Source organism: Anaerolactibacter massiliensis, from assembly GCF_900290205.1.
Taxonomy (GTDB): domain Bacteria; phylum Bacillota_I; class Bacilli_A; order Erysipelotrichales; family Erysipelotrichaceae; genus Bulleidia; species Bulleidia intestinalis.
The window spans coordinates 136,683-152,988 of record NZ_OLMH01000001.1; the positions used below are offsets into that span (position 1 = coordinate 136,683).

Genomic DNA, 16,306 nt, shown 5'->3' on the forward strand with positions numbered 1-16,306 from the left:
GTGTACCGGAGGGTTTATGACCAGACGATATATTCAGTCTTTTATCTCAATGAAATATGCCAGAGTCCTGCCGATGCTGTCGTTTGTGATCTTTGCCTGTGCCTTCATCTATTTCAGAAGGGGAACACAGAACGCGAAGACTGCAGCACTGATTGCAGCATGCATTCTGATTGTCGTGATGTTTTTCTATTACAAGGCGAAGTTCACCGTGAACCGGGAATGGAAGAAGATTCCGGATGCGAAGGAGTTTGATGATTCGATCATGCTCGGCTATGCGTTCCTCCTGGAGCAGCGGATGCTGGTATTCGACCGGAATCATCTTCATCTGTATGTCTATGAGAATCTGAAGAAGGCATCGCTGCAGGAAGAGAATCATGGGAAGCTGATGATGCATGTCACAGACGGGAATGATGATTCTGCGTTTGAACTTTCCACGAAAGAGCAAGCCGGAAGAGTTGCTGCATTTCTGAAGGCCCATCATCCGGATCTGGAACTGGAAGGAGTGAATGCCGCGGGAGAAGGGACTCTCCGCAGCATTGATCCTTACCGGAATGAGAAGTGAAGGCATGCCTATGAATGAGACCATTGCAGCAATTTCCACTGCTCCGGGTACCGGAGCAGTATCCATGATCCGGATCAGCGGACCTGATGCATTTGCGATCGCTTCTTCGTTAAGCGGGCAGGACTTCAGCAATATTCCGGGATATACGATCCGTCATGGCGATGTCAGAGAAAACGGAAAGATCGTGGATGAAGTGCTGTACAGCTTCTATCGGGCGCCGAAGTCTTATACGGGTGAGAATGTCGTCGAGATCAGCTGCCATGGCGGAGTGTATATCACCCGCAAGGTTCTCTCCTTAGTTTTCGGGGCAGGTGCGAAACCTGCACGCAGGGGAGAGTTCACGGAACGGGCTTATCTGAATGGCAAGATGGATCTGAGTGAAGCAGAGGGCATCAATGATCTGATCAATGCCAGGGATTCTGTGAATGCGGTATCGGCTGTGCATTCGATGAAGGGAAGCGTGAAGCGGATTCTTGATCCGCTGGTGGAATCGCTGACACAGATTCTGGCACAGATTGAAGTGAATATTGATTATCCGGAATATGAGGATGTGGAACAGCTGAGAGATGAAGAGATTCTTCCGAAAGCAGAGAAGTGGCTGGAACAGATCAATCAGCTGATTGATACGGCAGAGAAAGCGGTGATGATCCGTTCAGGGATTGATACGGTGATTCTCGGAAGACCGAATGTCGGCAAGTCTTCGCTGCTCAATGCCCTGCTGGAAGAAGATAAGGCAATCGTTACTGAAGTTGCCGGAACGACGAGGGATCTGGTGGAAGGATCGGTCAGAGTAGGCAATGTGACGCTGAATCTGATTGATACAGCGGGCATTCATGAAAGCAGCGACCGGATTGAGCAGATGGGAATCGAGCGTTCGCTGAAGGCACTGAAAGAAGCAGATCTCGTGATCCTGGTTCTCGACAGCAGCCAGGGCATCACGGAGGAAGATCGGAAGCTGATGGAGCTCGTGAAGGATCAGGAATATATTCAGGTTTATAACAAAGCAGATCTGAATCAGATTCCAGGAACAGTTTCCATCTCGGCAAAGAATCATGAGATTCAGCCGCTGATCGAAGAGATCGAGAAGCGGTTTGCGGAAGGAATTGCGGCTGCCGGAAGCGATACGCTGAACAATGAGCGTCAGATCGGTCTGGCCATTCAGGCAGAAGAAGCCATGAGTGCTGCGATCAGCGAACTGAAGGAAGGAGCAGAGCCGGATCTTGTCACGATTGATCTTCAGAAGGCCTGGGAGTCGCTGAAGGAAATCACAGGAGAAGCAGGCAGAGAGAATTTTCTGGATGAGATATTCAGCCGGTTCTGCCTTGGAAAATAGCTATGAGATATGTTGACAGTCATGCTCATATCATGAGTGAGGAATTTCAGGAAGACTTTGATGCCGTGATTTCTCGCATTGAGGAAAAGCATATCGACCGGGTGATGATCATCACGCTGAAGCCGGAGGAGACAGAGAAAGCAATTGCCTTTGCGAAGAAGGATCCTGTCCGCTATCAGGTGGCTGCAGGCATCTTCATGGATGATGTGCTGAATGTGAATGAAGAAGTATGGAACCGGTTTGTTTCCATTGCAGAACAGCCGGAAGTCATTTCGATCGGAGAGATCGGTCTGGATTATCACTGGGAGAAGGACCCCGGAATTCATGAATTGCAGAAGGAATTGTTCATCCGGCAGATTGATTTAGCCAACCATCTGAAGAAACCGATTCTGGTGCACAGCCGGGATGCTATGCAGGATACGTATGATCTCATGAAGGCTCATCGTTCCAGAGGGCTTCTCCATTGTTTCTCGGGAACGAAGGAAATGGCGATTGAGTTCACGAAGCTCGGCTATTATATTGCGCTGGGCGGAGCGCTGACGTTCCATAACAGCAGACATGCCAAGGAAGTATGCAGGGCGGTGGATGCGAAGTATCTGCTGACGGAGACGGATTGTCCGTATATGGCACCGGAGCCGGTCAGAGGGACACGAAATGAGCCATCGAATATTCCGTATATTCTTGCATGCATGGCGGAGCAGCGGGGCGTGGATGAAGAAACGATGAGCGAACAGGTCTTTGCGAATTATGAACGCTTCCTGGGAGGTCAGGATGAAGAAGATTGAACAGGTGATTGTGGTGGAAGGCAGACATGATACGGAGAATCTGAAGAAGTACTATGACTGCGAGACCATCGAGACGCATGGAACCTGCCTGTCGGAATTCACGATCCGTCTGATTCAGAGAGCTCAGAAGGCAAGGGGAGTGATCGTGTTCACGGATCCTGACAGTCCTGGCAACCGGATCCGGCATGCGGTCAATGAGGCAGTGCCGGGCTGTCTGAATGCATATATCGACAAGGAACTGGCTAAGACCGCGCATAAGGTAGGAGTGGAACATGCCGGCCAGCAAGCGCTGGAAGATGCACTCTCTCATCTCGTGAAGGAACGCCCTGATCAGGAAGAGGAGCTCACGATGCAGGATCTGTATGAGCTCGGCCTCTCTGGAAGAGAGAACAGCAGCCAGCTGAGAGAGCAGGTCGGAAGAGCGCTCCATCTGGGCAATGGCAATGCCAGGACGATGTGCTCGCGGCTGAATAGTCTCGGCATCACGAAAGAAAAGCTTCAGGAGGTTCTGAATGGCTGATCGTTATATATCTGCTCCATCCAGGACGAAGGAGATCCTGGAGAACTATCACCTGCGTGCAAAGAAAGGATTCGGCCAGAATTTTCTGGTGGATCCGGTAATCGTGGAACGCTGTGCCATGGTGAGCCATTGCGAAGGGGCAGTGATTGAGATCGGTCCCGGCATTGGTTCATTGACGGAGCAGCTGGCCAGATACAGCAGGCATGTGACGGCGTATGAAGTGGATCCGGATCTGATTCCGGTTCTGGAAGATACTCTGTCTGCGTATGACAATGTCGAGATCATTCTTCAGGATTTTATGACGGCGGATCTGGATGCCAAGGTGGCAGAACTGAAGAAGGAGTATGGCAGTGTCTCCATCTGTGCCAATCTTCCGTACTACATCACGACGCCGGTGCTGTTCAGGATCTTTGCGAACGGACAGATCCCGTATATTACCGTCATGGTGCAGAAAGAGGTCGGAGAACGGTTTGCGGCAAAGCCGAATTCTCCGGAGTATTCGGCGCTGAGTGCAGAGGGGCAGTATCTGTATGAGATCCGCAAGCTGTTCACGGTGCCGGGCAGATCGTTCAATCCTTCTCCGGCGGTGGATTCGGTGATTATCCAGTTTTCCAGAAAAGAGATCCCGGATACGCAGGAAGAACTGAATGCGTATTTCGATCTTCTGAGAGGCTGCTTCAGACAGAGAAGAAAGACCATCAGCAACAATCTGAAGGAATACTTGCAGGATGCCGGAAAGAGTGCAGAGGCATTGAAGAAAGCGGGCATTGATCCTTCAAGAAGAGCACAGTCATTAAGCGGGGAAGAGCTGCGGAGAATTTACGAGGTGCTGAAATGAAAGAACGTTGTTATGCAAAGATCAACCTCTGTCTGGATGTCGTGCGCAGAAGAGAGGATGGATATCATGATCTGAAGATGGTCATGGTACCGATTGACTTCTATGATGTGCTGGAGATGGTTCCGGCCAAGGAGACCACGATTTCCCTGAACCGGTATTATCTGCCGGTGAATGACAAGAATACCGTGATCAAGGCAATCCATGTGATGCAGGAACATTTCGGGATCACGCAGCAGTATGCATGCGTGCTTCAGAAGCACATTCCGACCCAGGCCGGGCTTGCCGGGGGCAGTGCGGATGCGGCTGCGGCAATCCGCATGATTGCACGCATGGAACATCTCTCGACGACCCGTGAAGAACTGATTGAATGTGCAAGAGAAGTCGGAGCGGATGTCCCGTTCTGCCTGATCTCGAAGCCGGCTCTGGTCGAAGGCATCGGCGAGAAGATCGAGCCGTTCCCATGCCATCCGGATTTCGGCGTTCTGCTTGTCAAGCCGAAGCGGGGCGTCAGCACGAAGACTGCATTTGAGAAGCTGGATTTCAATACGATCGTGCACCCGGATGTGGAAGCGATGAAGAAAGCGCTGGAAGAGAATGATTATGATGGCGTGATTGCTTCGCTTGGAAACAGCCTCGAAGAAGTATCTCTGAACCTCGTGAAAGAGATCCGGGAAGTGAAGGAAGCGATGGTGGATCTCGGGTTTGATGGTGTGCTGATGTCCGGAAGCGGTTCGACGGTATTCGGCATCACGAAGAGTCCGCGGCTATTGAGAGATGCTTCCGAAACCCTCAGGGCGGATAACTGGTTTGTGCGCACAACCCGGATTCTTTCATCGGGGGCAGGCGTATAATAGGTCAGGGGAATTCATATGAAGAATGCAATTATTCTGGCAGCAGGAAAAGGAACGAGGATGAAGTCCGATCTTCCGAAGGTGCTGCATCAGGTACTGAAGGTTCCGATGGTTCAGCTGATTCTGAACAGTCTGAAAGAAGCAGGGGCAGAGCGGATCATCACGGTGACCGGCTACCGGCATGAGCTGGTTGAGCAGGCACTGGCAGGGCAATGTGAGTTTGCACTGCAGGATCCGCAGCTTGGAACAGGACACGCAGTCATGCAGGCCCGCCAGCTGGAACATGAAACAGGAACGGTGCTAGTCGTCAATGGCGATGCGGCAGTCATTCAGCCGGAGACGCTGAAGCGTCTTTATGAAGCAGTAGAACACGCGGACATGGCCGTGCTGACGGTTTCTCTGGAGAATCCTTCTGCTTATGGAAGAGTGATCCGGAAAGCGGATGGAACGGTTGAGAAGATCGTGGAATTCAAGGACTGCACGGAAGCAGAGAAACAGGTTCATGAGATCAATACCGGGATCTATGCATTCCAGACTGAGAAGCTTGAGGCTGGTCTGAAAGAGATCCGCAATGACAATGCCCAGCATGAGTATTACATTACGGACCTGGTTGAGATCTTCCGCAATCATGGCTGGAAGGTGAATGCTGTCGCAGCAGAGAATCCGGAAGAAGTGCAGGGTGTCAATGACTGCGCCGAGCTGGCTGCTGCTTCGAAATGGCTCAGAAAGCAGATCAATGCGAAGTGGATGAAGGCTGGGGTTCAGATGATGGATCCGGACACCGCATACATCGGACCGGAGGTCACCTTTGGTCATGATGTGATTCTTCATCCGTGCGTGGAACTCTATGGAAAAACCACCGTCGGAAACAATGTCGAAATCGGGATGGGTACCTCGCTGACAGATGCTGAAATCCCGGATTTCACGAAGCTCGGGACGGTAGACAAGAAGGCTTTTTAAGGGTAAACTACAAGACGCAAACGAAAGGCTGTCATCTTCTGTTCGGGGCCTTTCCGATAGAGTAAAAAGGGAGACTAACATGGTTAAGGAAACGGTCATCTTCGCTCTTACATCCAGCACTGATCTGGCAGCTGCAATTGCTAAAGATCTGGGCCTGCCGCTTGGCAAAATCAAGGTCGAACATTTCGCAGATGGGGAGATCATGGTAACGCCGCAGGAGACTGTGCGCGGACGCTCAGTATTCATCATTCAGAGTACCTGCCCGCCGGTGACCGAACACCTGATGGAAGTTCTTGTCTGCATTGATGCGCTGAAGCGTGCCAGTGCCGGAGAAATCAATGTCATCATGCCGTATTACGGCTATGCGCGCCAGGACCGCAAGGCTGATGCTCATCAGCCGATCACGTCCAAGCTGGTCGCAGATCTGCTGCAGACTGCTGGCGCAGACCGGATTGTAACGGTGGATCTGCATGCAGCACAGATCCAGGGATTCTTCAACATCCCGATTGATGATCTGACCGCAATGCCGCTGCTCGGAAGATATTTCCGCAACAAGAATCTTGACCCGGATAAAGTAGTCGTCGTATCTCCGGACCATGGCGGAGTAGTCAGAGCACGCAGAATGGCAAATATCCTGCATGCGCCGATTGCGATTGTCGACAAGCGCAGACCGCGTCCGAATGAAGTGGAAGCTCAGAGCATCATAGGCGATGTGAATGGCAAGGACTGCGTGATCGTGGATGATATCTGCGATACGGCTGGTTCTCTCTGTGCGGCATGCGACATGCTGAAGAGGAATGGAGCCGAGCACATCTATGTGGGCATCACTCATGGTGTCTTCTCCAGAGATGCAATCGAGAAGATAGAGCGTTCTCCGATTGACGAGCTCGCGATTTCTGATACGATTCCGCTGAGCCCTGAGAAGAAGGCTAAGACCACGAAGATTGTTCAGCTTTCCATGGCTGATGTGCTTGCTGAGACGATTGATGCGATTCAGAATCATACTTCTGTATCCCGCGTCTACGACATGTACGAAGATCAGAACTGAAACCGATTGAAGTGCGATTCCGGAATCCGGGAATGCACTTTTTTTCTGCGTGAAAAGCCTGTGAGCTGGATTCAGCAATTACTGATCGCTGGTTCCGGATCATAGAAGCTGGAATCGTGTTTCAGAAAATGTTCATGTTTTTCTTGGAAAGACTTGGTTCTCAGCATAGATCCCTGCTGAAAATGGCACAGGTGTGAATCCGCGTCCATGATATACTGAAACAGACAAGAGAAAGAAGAAGGATCGATCTGATGAGTGAGACACAGGCACAGGAACAGAAAATCACATTGACACTGACCCCTGAGGAAGTGAAGGAAGAACAGCAGACCCAGCTTCAGAATCTGGAAGAAGAAAAGCAGGAAGAACCGAAGAAGGGAAAGACCTTGGAGGAGATGTATCAGGATGCACATCTTTCTGAGGCAGAACGCAAGACCGTAGAAGACTTTTCTGAAAAGATCAATATCAGAGATACAAATACCATTCTGGAATATGGCAGTGCTGCTCAGAAGAAAGTGCAGGACTTTTCTGATTCTGCACTGAAAAATGTGCGTACCAAGGATCTCGGAGAGATCGGCGATCTGATGACGACACTGGTTCAGGAACTGAAGAGCACAGCTCCGGATGAAGAGAAAAACAAGGGATTCTTCGGCGGATTGTTCAAGAAGAGCGGAGATAAAGTTTCGCAGTATAAGGCGAAGTATGACAAGGCAGAAGTCAATGTCGATAAGATTGCTTCAATTCTGGAAGATCATCAGATTCAGCTGCTGAAGGACATTGCTCTGCTGGATCAGCTGTATGACAAGAATGCACAGAATACGAAAGAGCTGTCTATGTATATTCTGGCCGGCAAGAAGAAGCTTGCGGAAATCCGTCAGAATGAACTGCCGGAGTTAGTAGCCAAGGCAAATAAGAGCGGTCTCCCGGAGGATGCGCAGGCAGCGAATGATCTTGCCCAGGCATGCGATCGGTTCGAGAAGAAGCTTTATGATCTGGAACTGACCAGACAGATCAGCGTGCAGATGGCACCGCAGATCCGCCTGCTTCAGAACAATGACACGCTGATGACCGAAAAGATCCAGTCCACGCTGGTCAATACGATTCCGCTCTGGAAGAACCAGATCGTGCTGGCCCTTGGCATCGATCACAGCAAGGAAGCGATGGAGGCAGAGCGTGCGGTCACGAATATGACCAACGATCTGCTGAAGAAGAATGCCGAGACGCTGCATCAGGCAACGGTGGATGTTGCAAAGGAATCCGAGCGTGGAATTGTCGATATCGAGACGCTCCAGCATACGAATGAGGAACTGATCAAGACGCTGGATGAAGTCCTGGAGATCCAGAAGGAAGGCCACCAGAAACGGCAGGCTGCAGAAGAGGAACTTCAGCGGATCGAAGGAGAGCTCAATGCAAAGCTTCTCGAGATCAATGTGCAGAAAGATGTCACAAAAAACGGCAGCATCGAAGCCGGAAAGCAGCAGTAGCAATCGTCTGCGGAGAGAGTACTCTCCGCTTTTAAAAAAGAAAAAGGAAAGGATAGGATCATATGAAATACGATTTCACGAGCATTATGGACCGGCATGGCAAGGACAGCATCGCTGTAGATGTTCCGGAAAAAGGAGGACCTCAGGGCGAGACCAGAGAGGGATTCGACCGGATTCCGATGTGGGTTGCCGACATGAACTTTCCGACCTGCCCGACGATTCTGGAAGAGATGCAGAAGCGGGTTGCGCATCCTGCGTTCGGGTATTTCAGCCCGACGGAGGAGTACTATCAGTCGATTATCCGCTGGCATTCTGTCCGCAATCATGTGGAAGGCATCAAGCCTGAGAACATCGGCTACGAGAATGGCGTGCTTGGCGGGGTCGTGAGTGCTCTGAATGTGCTCTGTTCCAAGGGTGATAAAGTTCTTCTGCACAGCCCTACGTATATCGGCTTCACGCATGCACTGACGAATAATGGCTATGATATGGTGCTTTCTCCGCTGGTGAAGGATGAGAATGGTGTCTGGCGCATGGATTATGAAGATATGGAAAAGAAGATTTCCGAACAGCATATCCATGCGGCAATCATCTGCAATCCTCATAATCCGTGCGGAAGAGTCTGGACGAAGGAAGAACTGGTCAAGGCTATGGAAATCTTCGAGAGACATCAGGTCTGGGTGATCTCTGATGAGATCTGGAGCGATCTGATGCTGAATGGGCATGTCCATACCCCGACCCAGTCAGTCAATGAGTATGCGAAGATGCATACGGCCGCAGAATATGCGCCGAGCAAGACGTTCAATCTTGCTGGTCTGGTGGGTTCGTATGACATCATCTACAACCCATGGCTCAGAGATCGGGTCAACAAGGAGTCTTCGCTGTGTCATTATGATTCGATGAATGTACTCTGGATGCATGCCTTGATCGGTGCTTACAAGGATGAGGGCATGGAGTGGACGGATGAACTGAAGTCCGTGCTCAGCGACAATGTCAACTTCGCTTATGACTTCATCAAGGATAAATTCCAGGGAGTCACGCTGTCCAAGCCGGAAGGAACTTATATGCTGTTCCTGCATTGCGAAGACTGGTGCAAGGAGCACAATATGACCATCGAGCAGCTGCAGCGCAAGGGCGTGGAGTATGGCGTTCTCTGGCAGGATGGCAGACCGTTCCATGATCCGTATGGGATCCGCATGAATCTGGCGCTGCCGACCAGCCGGGTAAAAGAGGCATTTAATCGTCTGGATCGATACGTATTCAACGCGAAGTAATCATCAGCAGGGTACATTCTCTCTATGAAACAAATGAAAATAACTTTGTGGAAGAGAGAATATGAAAGTATTTTCACATAATGCGATGTTGCGCGCTTACATTGCTTTATGTTAAAACTACTGGTGTATGAAAAAGCTCCTGAAGACAATTATCGCCGCAGGAATCTCGTTATTCCTCCTGGCGGGTACGCAGCCTTCCTTCGCGTTCATCAACGCTGAAGAAGGAGATGGAATCACTACTTATACAGCAGGCAATCCTTACTACGGCGGATGGTCCAACTGCACATGGTCTGCATGGCAGCTGGTATATCAATCTACCGGATATGCACTTCCGTCTCTCGGCAATGCCGGAGAATGGTTCTACAACGCGATGATGATGGGATATGAAGTCTCTCAGACGCCGCGTGCTAACAGTGTCGGTGTCTGGACAAGCCATGTCGTCTACATCACGCAGTATGATGCGGATTCGAATATGCTCTACATGCAGGAAGGCGGATTCCTCGGCGGCTATAACGAAGGCTGGATTGCAGCGAATAGTTCGAGAAGCGGTCAGGGCTTCCTTGGGTATATCTATATCCCGACCGATGGCTATACTCCGGTTGCGATCAGCTGGGATGACCAGGCTGCGATCGCAAAGGCTTATCAGCAGGCAACGCAGCCTCAGGAGCAGTCCGCAGTTTCTGTTACCGAAGATGAAGTGACAGAGATTGAGAAGGATGTTGTCAGAGTCGATGATGCGCAGTCTGATGAGACCGCGAAGAAAGAAGATCAGCAGGCAGCTGCAGAAGTAAAGGCGGAAGATAAGCAGCAGACTTCTTCCGAAAAGCTGAAGCTGTACTGATATCAGAAAACTGAAGAACTGAAAAAGGCGGTGATAGAATCATCGCCTTTTCTGTTAGTCAGTTCTTCGGATTATGGTCCAGGACGTCCGGGATGACATTCTTTTCAAGATCATCGATCGTTTCGCGGAAGGCAGCAGGAATGACCACTGCGAGAGTATGATCATCAACCCGGTAGGTGATCATGATCGGGTCGCCATGGTATTCCATGATGGCCGTGATGCAGGACAGATCCAGACTGCGGTAGCGGGAGATAAAGGTGTCCCGGGAGGGCAGTACCGGAATTTCCATCGGAGTGTAGTGATTTCTCAGAAAGAGAATCACGCCATGGCTGCTGATATCATCGTCCTTCAGAATGTCCCAGACACAGCCGAGCATGTCTTCATGAGATAGGTCTGCAGCAGGGTACAGGTATGTGTAGGAGTCGTCTGCCTGTATGATATTTGTCTCTTTCATGGATAGAAATCCTCCTGAATCTCAATCACATTGTAGCACGATGAGTTTCATGTTCCGTGGTATGATGGAACCATGAAGCAGATACTGACCCTGGATCTCGGGGGATCATCCATCAAGCATGCACTGCTCAGTGAGTCGGGCAGCTTTCTTTCAGACTATGGCAGGCATGAGACGGATACGGAAAGCGCTGACGGTCTGAAAGAGAAGCTGAAGGAGCTTCGCAATCAATATGCCGGACAGTACGAAGGGCTGGCGGTTTCGATGCCTGGAAAGATCAATACCAAAGAAGGCCGATGCGTGACTGCCGGAGCTTACCATCGGCTGGATGGCACGGATATGAAACGGTTTCTTGAAGAGATCTTCGAGGTTCCTGCGGTCATTGCGAATGATGGCAAATGCGCAGCATATGCCGAGGCGGAATCCGGATCATTGAAAGACGTAGCCAACGGGGCTGTCATCGTATTCGGCACCGGGATCGGCGGCGGCATCGTGCTGAATCATAAGGTCTGGATGGGGAGCGATTCCGGGGCTGGCGAGCTGAGCTGGCTGCCGACGGATTTCAGAGGAATCTTTCAGAAAAACAGAGAACTGTATACCAGTATGTGGGGCGGAAACTGCTCGGCACACGCCCTGACGGTACACTTTGCAGATAAGAAGGGCATTCCGGAAACCGAGATGGATGGGGAACGGTTTTTCCGGGATCTCAAGGCTGGAGATGCTGATGCGGCCGAGGTATTCCGGGACTTTGCACAGCAGTGTGCTGCGGGGATCTTCACCATGCAGTCGATGCTGGAGCTGCAGCGGTTTGCAATCGGCGGCGGCATCAGTGCAGAACCGGAAGTGACAGAAACGATACGGGCATATCTGGATGAACTCTTTGCAGAGAGTTCCTGGATTCCCTGCAGCAAGCCGGAGGTTACGGTATGCAGATATGGCAACCAGGCAAACCTGATCGGGGCGCTGAATTTCTATCTTGATCAGCAGTGAGGGGATTATGAAAACAAGACAGAGCATTATCCTGATGGCAGCGTGCATCATGCTTGCAGGCTGCGGCAGTTCGTCTTCTGAAGCAGAAGACACCACGAGCCAGCCGGCTCTGACATCGGCACCGGTCGTGACCGTCGAGAAGATTTACAGCGATCTCGGGTATGATGAGACCATCGAGCAGGGACTTGATGTCGATCATTCCAGTTCGGTCAGCGATCTGACACTGTCAGAGATCCGTTCATGGTCCATGGGCAGCGGCCAGGCATCTCAGAATGAGACTTGGTATGTGAAGACGGAAGGAAACGCCCAGACCTGGGTCAGTGAGGGAGGTTCTGTCACGAAGCTGATCTTTGATGATCAGGGAAGAATTCTTTGCTGGTACAGCCAGGTAGGGGATGAAGAGAGCGAGTCACAGTATTACTACGAAAATGATAAGCAGATTCAGGTATATACGGGGGTGACGCCGGCGGTGGTCACGCTGAGCCGGGATTATGATTATCCGATCTATTTTCCGATCAATTCCACGGATCGCACGGTGACGTATACCAAGACTTCAGATGGTCTGATCATTGAGGCGGCTTCGGAATCGAATCCGGCTTATGGCAGCTCGAAGAGCCGGAGCGTGTATGAATATTATCCGGATGGAACAGTATACCGGCAGCTGACGTATGATCGCAATGATCAGCTGGAGTCGGTAGCAGTCTATGTCTATGCGGAAGAATCCGAGGCAGAGGCAGATTTCAAGGAACATGCCGATGCGGATGCGGCGAAGAAAGCGGAAGAGCTTGGAGATAACCGCCCGGATCAGCTGCAGTATCTGGAAGTGCTTCTGAATGATACGCCGGTGCGCTATCGGGCATCGGATGATGGCAGCATCTATATGCGGTTCAATGCCGGGATCTATGTGTATGTGGCAGACACCAGGGACGTGGATGGAACAACCTGGTATTCCGATGGTACCTACTGGATCAAAGGTGATTCGCATGTCTTGCTGAGAACTGCAGAAAAATAAACACAGACAGACCTCTAGATGAGGTCTGTTTCAATCAGAGAGGTCTCGTGTGATATGATTCTTGCGTGACACATGAACAGAACAGATAAACAGAGAATGGCTGCAGAGACCATTCAGAGATACAGAGTTTCAGAAACGATCCGCAAAGCCGACGTGCTCAGCCGGCTTGCGAAACCGGATGATCTATATGATGAGAATGGCGTGATCTGTCTTGGACACTGGGGCATTATTGCGGTATTTGCCTCAAAGCCGGACCTGGAGAAGACGATGGGAGCCGAGGCGATTCCGGTTTCCGAAGAAGAGCAGATGCTTTCTCTTTGCGCGAAGATCCAGGAAGAGACTTCAGAAGTATCGTTTTCGGATGCGAAGAAGGAATATCTCGCCGCGACACGGGTGTTTCAGAAGCGTGCCAGGGAGCAGGAAGAGAGTCATAAGCTTGTCCACCGGCTGAAGGCAGCCCGCCGCAGCGTGAAGCTGCAGAATGACTGGCTCGGAAGAGAAAATGCCCTGCGTGCCCGCCGGGCAGAGTCCAGCACGCGCATGCTGGAGGACTATGAAAAGGCTGCAAAGGAAAATGCGGCGAAGCAGAAAGAGCTGATCCGCCAGCTGACGGAGCTTGGCGAAGAAAAGTCTCGCAATGAGAAGAAGATCAGTGAATGCGGCTTTTCTTCGAAAGAATACTCGGAACAGCTGGATCAGTATAAAGAAGCGGTCCGTTTCCGCGATCATCTGTTTCACCGGGACTATGTCCGTGAAATCGAACAGCGGCGGAAAGAACTGAAAGAAGCGATGGCGGAACAGGAACGGATTCGCCTGGAGTTAGAAGCGGAGCAGCAGAAGCTGAATCAGCAGGAAGCAGATCAGAAACAGGAACAGGAAGCACTGCAGCACGAACAGGAGAACCTGACCCAGGAGAAGAACCAGGCACAAGCTGCTCTGGAATCCGCAAAGAGCGATCTTGCGTCGGGAACATTCATGCTGCAGCAGAGTAATGTGCAGACAGACTCGATGGATCTGAAGATCGGCAGAGCACAGAAAAAAGCGGAGGCAGCTGAGAAAGCACGGAAACAGGCAGAGCAGGATCAGTATGAAAAAGCAGTGAAGCTGCTGCACGCATGGCGGGCAGAGTCGAAGGTGCTGAAGTACCAGTTCTGCGGCATGCTTGCAACGGCTGAGATGACAGAGTCTCTGTTCTTTGCTTCAGAGATGCTGTGTGCTTCCGGAACGGCTGCACTGAAGTGGCTGAGAGAGATGGATCCTCAGGCAAAGTACGGGATTCTGTGCACTTCTGACTTCAGAGATCCGGAGGAGTGTTTCCGGAAGATCATTCAGCTCTGAGAAGAACAAAAAAGAGACTGCGGCATAAAGTGGCCCCGTTGTCAAGGACAGTTTTCTGACAGTTCGGGTTTCTGAGGGTCACATGCATTGATCAAGACGGAAGACAGCTGAATCATAGCTGTCTTCTTTCTGTATTCAGCAGGTTTCAGAGAGATGTTTCCGGATCATCAGTGCTCGGATGATTCATTCTGCGCATGACGAAAACATCTTCTGGCCAGGGGAAGTAAGCTGCTCTATTCTTTCTGTGCCTGTATCAGTAAAGAGCGTCCATTTCTGTGACGTAGTCAAATGGCGGTGTGTTCTTCCATTCCTGCGGATTCTCAAGCTTCTTCTTCAGTTCTTCATCTGCTGTTTCGTAAGCTTTTCCTGCTGCTCTCACTCGCTCCAGAAGTGCTTCCAGTTCTCTGATTTCCTCATTGGAGTCTTCAATGAGCGTATTCAGTTTCTGAATTTCTTTCTTCAGCTTCTTCTGATCTGTCGCAATGATGTGCATCGGAAGGAGCTTCTTTTCTGCTTCCTTCTTCTTCTGAACGTTTTCTTCCCGCTTCTTCTTCAGATAGTTCAGATGATCCTCTACCAGGCTTTCAACCGGCCTCATCCGATCTCCTGCGATACCGTAGTAGTTATCTAATGGATAGACTCCTGTAGTCTTGTACTGATAGAACTCCGCAGGAGTAAGACCGGCAAGATCATACTGATAAGCTTTCTCATTGTAGTGGTGCATATAGCCTGCAATCAGATCTCTGACTGTCTGATAGTCCGGACACATCTCGATCAGCTTCAGAAGCTGGCACTTCATTCTTCCGAAGAAGGATTCCATCGGTGCGTTGTCCTGGCTGTTCCCTCGCCTGGACATGGACTGCACGAAGCCGTCATCTTCGAGCAGCTTCTGAAAGGTAACGGACAGGTACTGACTCCCCTGATCGGAATGAATCAGAGCGTCCGGATGATTCAGTTCGCTGCGATGCTGGTCCATCATACGGTGATAGGCTTCTGTAACCAGAGAGACATCCATATGCCTGCTTACTGCTGATCCCAGGATTTCCCTCGTGAATCCATCCTTGAACGCACACAGATAGCAGAGCTCGCGATTACTTCCATAGTAGAGATAGGTAATGTCTGTCAGGATCACTTTCCGCGGGCTGTCACCGAAGTCACGATCGACATAGTTCTGCTTGGCATCACATGGATGGAAATGAGTTGCCTGTCCCTTATAGGCATCTTTATGAGGGACATATGCGGTAATGCGCATTTCTTTCATCAGTCTGGTGATCCGTTTTCTGCTCACCCTGAGATCGTAATCACGCCACAGGTAAGTACGGAAGGTCCGCGCTCCGGGAATTCCGCAGTGCTTATGGATGATTGAGATCATCTTCTCCTTGATCTCCCGGTCTTCTTTCTGCGTTTTCGTTTCCACAGGATTCTCAAATCGTTTCTTCCAGCTGTAATAGCCGCTGGAACTGCAGCCGAAGATCCGGAACAGATCTGATGCCGAGAACTGATGAACATGTCCTGCTGGCTGAGTCTCCTGCTTCTGAAGAGTGTAATACACCATTCTGAACTTCTGATGGTTCTTCAGTTCGGATTCGATGATGTATTCGTCTCCGCCAATAGTTCGTGTACTTTTTTTTCCAGTTCGAGCAGTGCTTCCAGATAAGCTGTCCGTGCTTTGTAATAAGCGGCTTCTTCCTCCGGCGTCAGATCTCCCATCTCATCACGGGGAATACTCCCGTCAAATCTGGAAGGATCAACGAACGATCCGTCTTTCTCCATCTCTCTGGCACGCTTGGCAGCACTGTTTGCACGATCAGTACCCAGTTCCTTTACCGGGAAGCCGAGTGATTCATAAGCTTCCACTCCCGTCATTCCTTTGTTCATCTGCTGACACATCCTGATATAGAACTCCGTCTTGTAGATCAGATTCGTTCCGTGAATGTCCTTCACGTATTCGTTCTTCTCTGCAATTTCCTGAATGGCACTGCGTTTCTCGTAATACTTCGTTTTCTTCTTACCCATCTCTATTAC

The 16,306-nt window shown here is 50.6% G+C and carries 17 protein-coding genes; 14 read left to right on the forward strand and 3 right to left on the reverse strand.

What is annotated here, in order from left to right; genetic code table 11:
- The first annotated feature begins 16 nt into the window (after positions 1-16).
- The 11 genes from C7E00_RS00735 (at position 17) to C7E00_RS00785 (ending at position 10,490) form a co-directional block, all read left to right on the forward strand.
- Positions 17-562: a hypothetical protein gene (locus tag C7E00_RS00735; protein WP_105302458.1), complete on the forward strand. Its 546-nt coding sequence runs from the start codon at positions 17-19 to the stop codon at positions 560-562.
- A gap of 10 nt (positions 563-572) precedes the next feature.
- The gene (gene mnmE / locus C7E00_RS00740; protein WP_105302950.1) at positions 573-1,895 is read left to right on the forward strand and encodes a tRNA uridine-5-carboxymethylaminomethyl(34) synthesis GTPase MnmE; all 1,323 of its coding nucleotides are present in this window, start codon (positions 573-575) and stop codon (positions 1,893-1,895) included.
- 2 nt (positions 1,896-1,897) lie between these two features.
- Positions 1,898-2,680, forward strand: a complete 783-nt coding sequence (locus C7E00_RS00745; RefSeq protein ID WP_105302459.1) for a TatD family hydrolase — start codon at positions 1,898-1,900, stop codon at positions 2,678-2,680.
- Positions 2,667-3,200 (forward strand): ribonuclease M5, encoded by a 534-nt coding sequence (rnmV, locus tag C7E00_RS00750; protein WP_105302460.1) that lies wholly within the window; start codon positions 2,667-2,669, stop codon positions 3,198-3,200. Before C7E00_RS00745 ends, rnmV begins: the two co-directional genes overlap by 14 nt.
- Complete coding sequence (rsmA, locus tag C7E00_RS00755; protein ID WP_105302461.1) at positions 3,193-4,038, forward strand: 16S rRNA (adenine(1518)-N(6)/adenine(1519)-N(6))-dimethyltransferase RsmA; 846 nt, start codon at positions 3,193-3,195, stop codon at positions 4,036-4,038. The genes rnmV and rsmA overlap by 8 nt, the downstream gene beginning before the upstream one ends.
- Complete coding sequence (locus C7E00_RS00760; protein WP_105302462.1) at positions 4,035-4,889, forward strand: 4-(cytidine 5'-diphospho)-2-C-methyl-D-erythritol kinase; 855 nt, start codon at positions 4,035-4,037, stop codon at positions 4,887-4,889. The genes rsmA and C7E00_RS00760 overlap by 4 nt, the downstream gene beginning before the upstream one ends.
- Before the next feature lie 18 nt (positions 4,890-4,907).
- Positions 4,908-5,849 carry a bifunctional UDP-N-acetylglucosamine diphosphorylase/glucosamine-1-phosphate N-acetyltransferase GlmU gene (locus C7E00_RS00765; RefSeq protein WP_105302463.1) on the forward strand — a complete coding sequence of 314 codons (942 nt, stop codon included), beginning with the start codon at positions 4,908-4,910 and terminating at the stop codon, positions 5,847-5,849.
- A gap of 79 nt (positions 5,850-5,928) precedes the next feature.
- On the forward strand, positions 5,929-6,897 hold the full coding sequence (locus C7E00_RS00770) for a ribose-phosphate diphosphokinase (protein ID WP_105302464.1): 969 nt from the start codon (positions 5,929-5,931) through the stop codon (positions 6,895-6,897).
- A 251-nt stretch (positions 6,898-7,148) separates the two neighbouring features.
- Positions 7,149-8,378 carry a toxic anion resistance protein gene (locus C7E00_RS00775; protein ID WP_105302465.1) on the forward strand — a complete coding sequence of 410 codons (1,230 nt, stop codon included), beginning with the start codon at positions 7,149-7,151 and terminating at the stop codon, positions 8,376-8,378.
- Between the two features lie 62 nt (positions 8,379-8,440).
- The gene (locus C7E00_RS00780; RefSeq protein WP_105302466.1) at positions 8,441-9,649 is read left to right on the forward strand and encodes a MalY/PatB family protein; all 1,209 of its coding nucleotides are present in this window, start codon (positions 8,441-8,443) and stop codon (positions 9,647-9,649) included.
- Between the two features lie 127 nt (positions 9,650-9,776).
- Positions 9,777-10,490 carry a CHAP domain-containing protein gene (locus C7E00_RS00785; RefSeq protein ID WP_105302467.1) on the forward strand — a complete coding sequence of 238 codons (714 nt, stop codon included), beginning with the start codon at positions 9,777-9,779 and terminating at the stop codon, positions 10,488-10,490.
- Between the two features lie 58 nt (positions 10,491-10,548).
- Here C7E00_RS00785 and C7E00_RS00790 read toward each other — a convergent pair whose 3' ends face one another.
- The gene (locus C7E00_RS00790) at positions 10,549-10,944 is read right to left on the reverse strand and encodes a hypothetical protein (RefSeq protein ID WP_105302468.1); all 396 of its coding nucleotides are present in this window, start codon (positions 10,942-10,944) and stop codon (positions 10,549-10,551) included.
- Positions 10,945-11,016: 72 nt separating this feature from the next.
- Here C7E00_RS00790 and C7E00_RS00795 point away from each other — a divergent pair, with 72 nt between their 5' ends.
- The 3 genes from C7E00_RS00795 to C7E00_RS00805 all read left to right on the forward strand — a co-directional run bounded on the left by C7E00_RS00795 (position 11,017) and on the right by C7E00_RS00805 (position 14,281).
- Positions 11,017-11,931, forward strand: coding sequence for an ROK family protein (locus C7E00_RS00795; RefSeq protein ID WP_105302469.1), 915 nt, complete (start codon positions 11,017-11,019; stop codon positions 11,929-11,931).
- A 7-nt stretch (positions 11,932-11,938) separates the two neighbouring features.
- Positions 11,939-12,943 carry a hypothetical protein gene (locus tag C7E00_RS00800; RefSeq protein ID WP_105302470.1) on the forward strand — a complete coding sequence of 335 codons (1,005 nt, stop codon included), beginning with the start codon at positions 11,939-11,941 and terminating at the stop codon, positions 12,941-12,943.
- Positions 12,944-13,015: 72 nt separating this feature from the next.
- Positions 13,016-14,281, forward strand: a complete 1,266-nt coding sequence (locus C7E00_RS00805) for a coiled-coil domain-containing protein (RefSeq protein WP_105302471.1) — start codon at positions 13,016-13,018, stop codon at positions 14,279-14,281.
- A 253-nt stretch (positions 14,282-14,534) separates the two neighbouring features.
- On the opposite strand, the gene C7E00_RS00810 is transcribed toward C7E00_RS00805, so the two are convergent.
- Entirely contained in the window at positions 14,535-15,836 is a 1,302-nt protein-coding gene (locus C7E00_RS00810; protein ID WP_105302472.1) for an IS3 family transposase, read from the reverse strand.
- A gap of 20 nt (positions 15,837-15,856) precedes the next feature.
- Positions 15,857-16,297 (reverse strand): hypothetical protein, encoded by a 441-nt coding sequence (locus C7E00_RS00815; RefSeq protein ID WP_105302473.1) that lies wholly within the window; start codon positions 16,295-16,297, stop codon positions 15,857-15,859.
- Between the last annotated feature and the right edge of the window lie 9 nt (positions 16,298-16,306).

Coding starts and splice junctions, on each gene's coding strand:
- C7E00_RS00735 (WP_105302458.1), top strand. CDS start 17: ATGACCAGACGATATATTCAGTCTTTTATCTCAATGAAATATGCCAGA.
- mnmE (WP_105302950.1), top strand. CDS start 573: ATGAATGAGACCATTGCAGCAATTTCCACTGCTCCGGGTACCGGAGCA.
- C7E00_RS00745 (WP_105302459.1), top strand. CDS start 1,898: ATGAGATATGTTGACAGTCATGCTCATATCATGAGTGAGGAATTTCAG.
- rnmV (WP_105302460.1), top strand. CDS start 2,667: ATGAAGAAGATTGAACAGGTGATTGTGGTGGAAGGCAGACATGATACG.
- rsmA (WP_105302461.1), top strand. CDS start 3,193: ATGGCTGATCGTTATATATCTGCTCCATCCAGGACGAAGGAGATCCTG.
- C7E00_RS00760 (WP_105302462.1), top strand. CDS start 4,035: ATGAAAGAACGTTGTTATGCAAAGATCAACCTCTGTCTGGATGTCGTG.
- C7E00_RS00765 (WP_105302463.1), top strand. CDS start 4,908: ATGAAGAATGCAATTATTCTGGCAGCAGGAAAAGGAACGAGGATGAAG.
- C7E00_RS00770 (WP_105302464.1), top strand. CDS start 5,929: ATGGTTAAGGAAACGGTCATCTTCGCTCTTACATCCAGCACTGATCTG.
- C7E00_RS00775 (WP_105302465.1), top strand. CDS start 7,149: ATGAGTGAGACACAGGCACAGGAACAGAAAATCACATTGACACTGACC.
- C7E00_RS00780 (WP_105302466.1), top strand. CDS start 8,441: ATGAAATACGATTTCACGAGCATTATGGACCGGCATGGCAAGGACAGC.
- C7E00_RS00785 (WP_105302467.1), top strand. CDS start 9,777: ATGAAAAAGCTCCTGAAGACAATTATCGCCGCAGGAATCTCGTTATTC.
- C7E00_RS00790 (WP_105302468.1), bottom strand. CDS start 10,944: ATGAAAGAGACAAATATCATACAGGCAGACGACTCCTACACATACCTG.
- C7E00_RS00795 (WP_105302469.1), top strand. CDS start 11,017: ATGAAGCAGATACTGACCCTGGATCTCGGGGGATCATCCATCAAGCAT.
- C7E00_RS00800 (WP_105302470.1), top strand. CDS start 11,939: ATGAAAACAAGACAGAGCATTATCCTGATGGCAGCGTGCATCATGCTT.
- C7E00_RS00805 (WP_105302471.1), top strand. CDS start 13,016: ATGAACAGAACAGATAAACAGAGAATGGCTGCAGAGACCATTCAGAGA.
- C7E00_RS00810 (WP_105302472.1), bottom strand. CDS start 15,836: ATGGTGTATTACACTCTTCAGAAGCAGGAGACTCAGCCAGCAGGACAT.
- C7E00_RS00815 (WP_105302473.1), bottom strand. CDS start 16,297: ATGGGTAAGAAGAAAACGAAGTATTACGAGAAACGCAGTGCCATTCAG.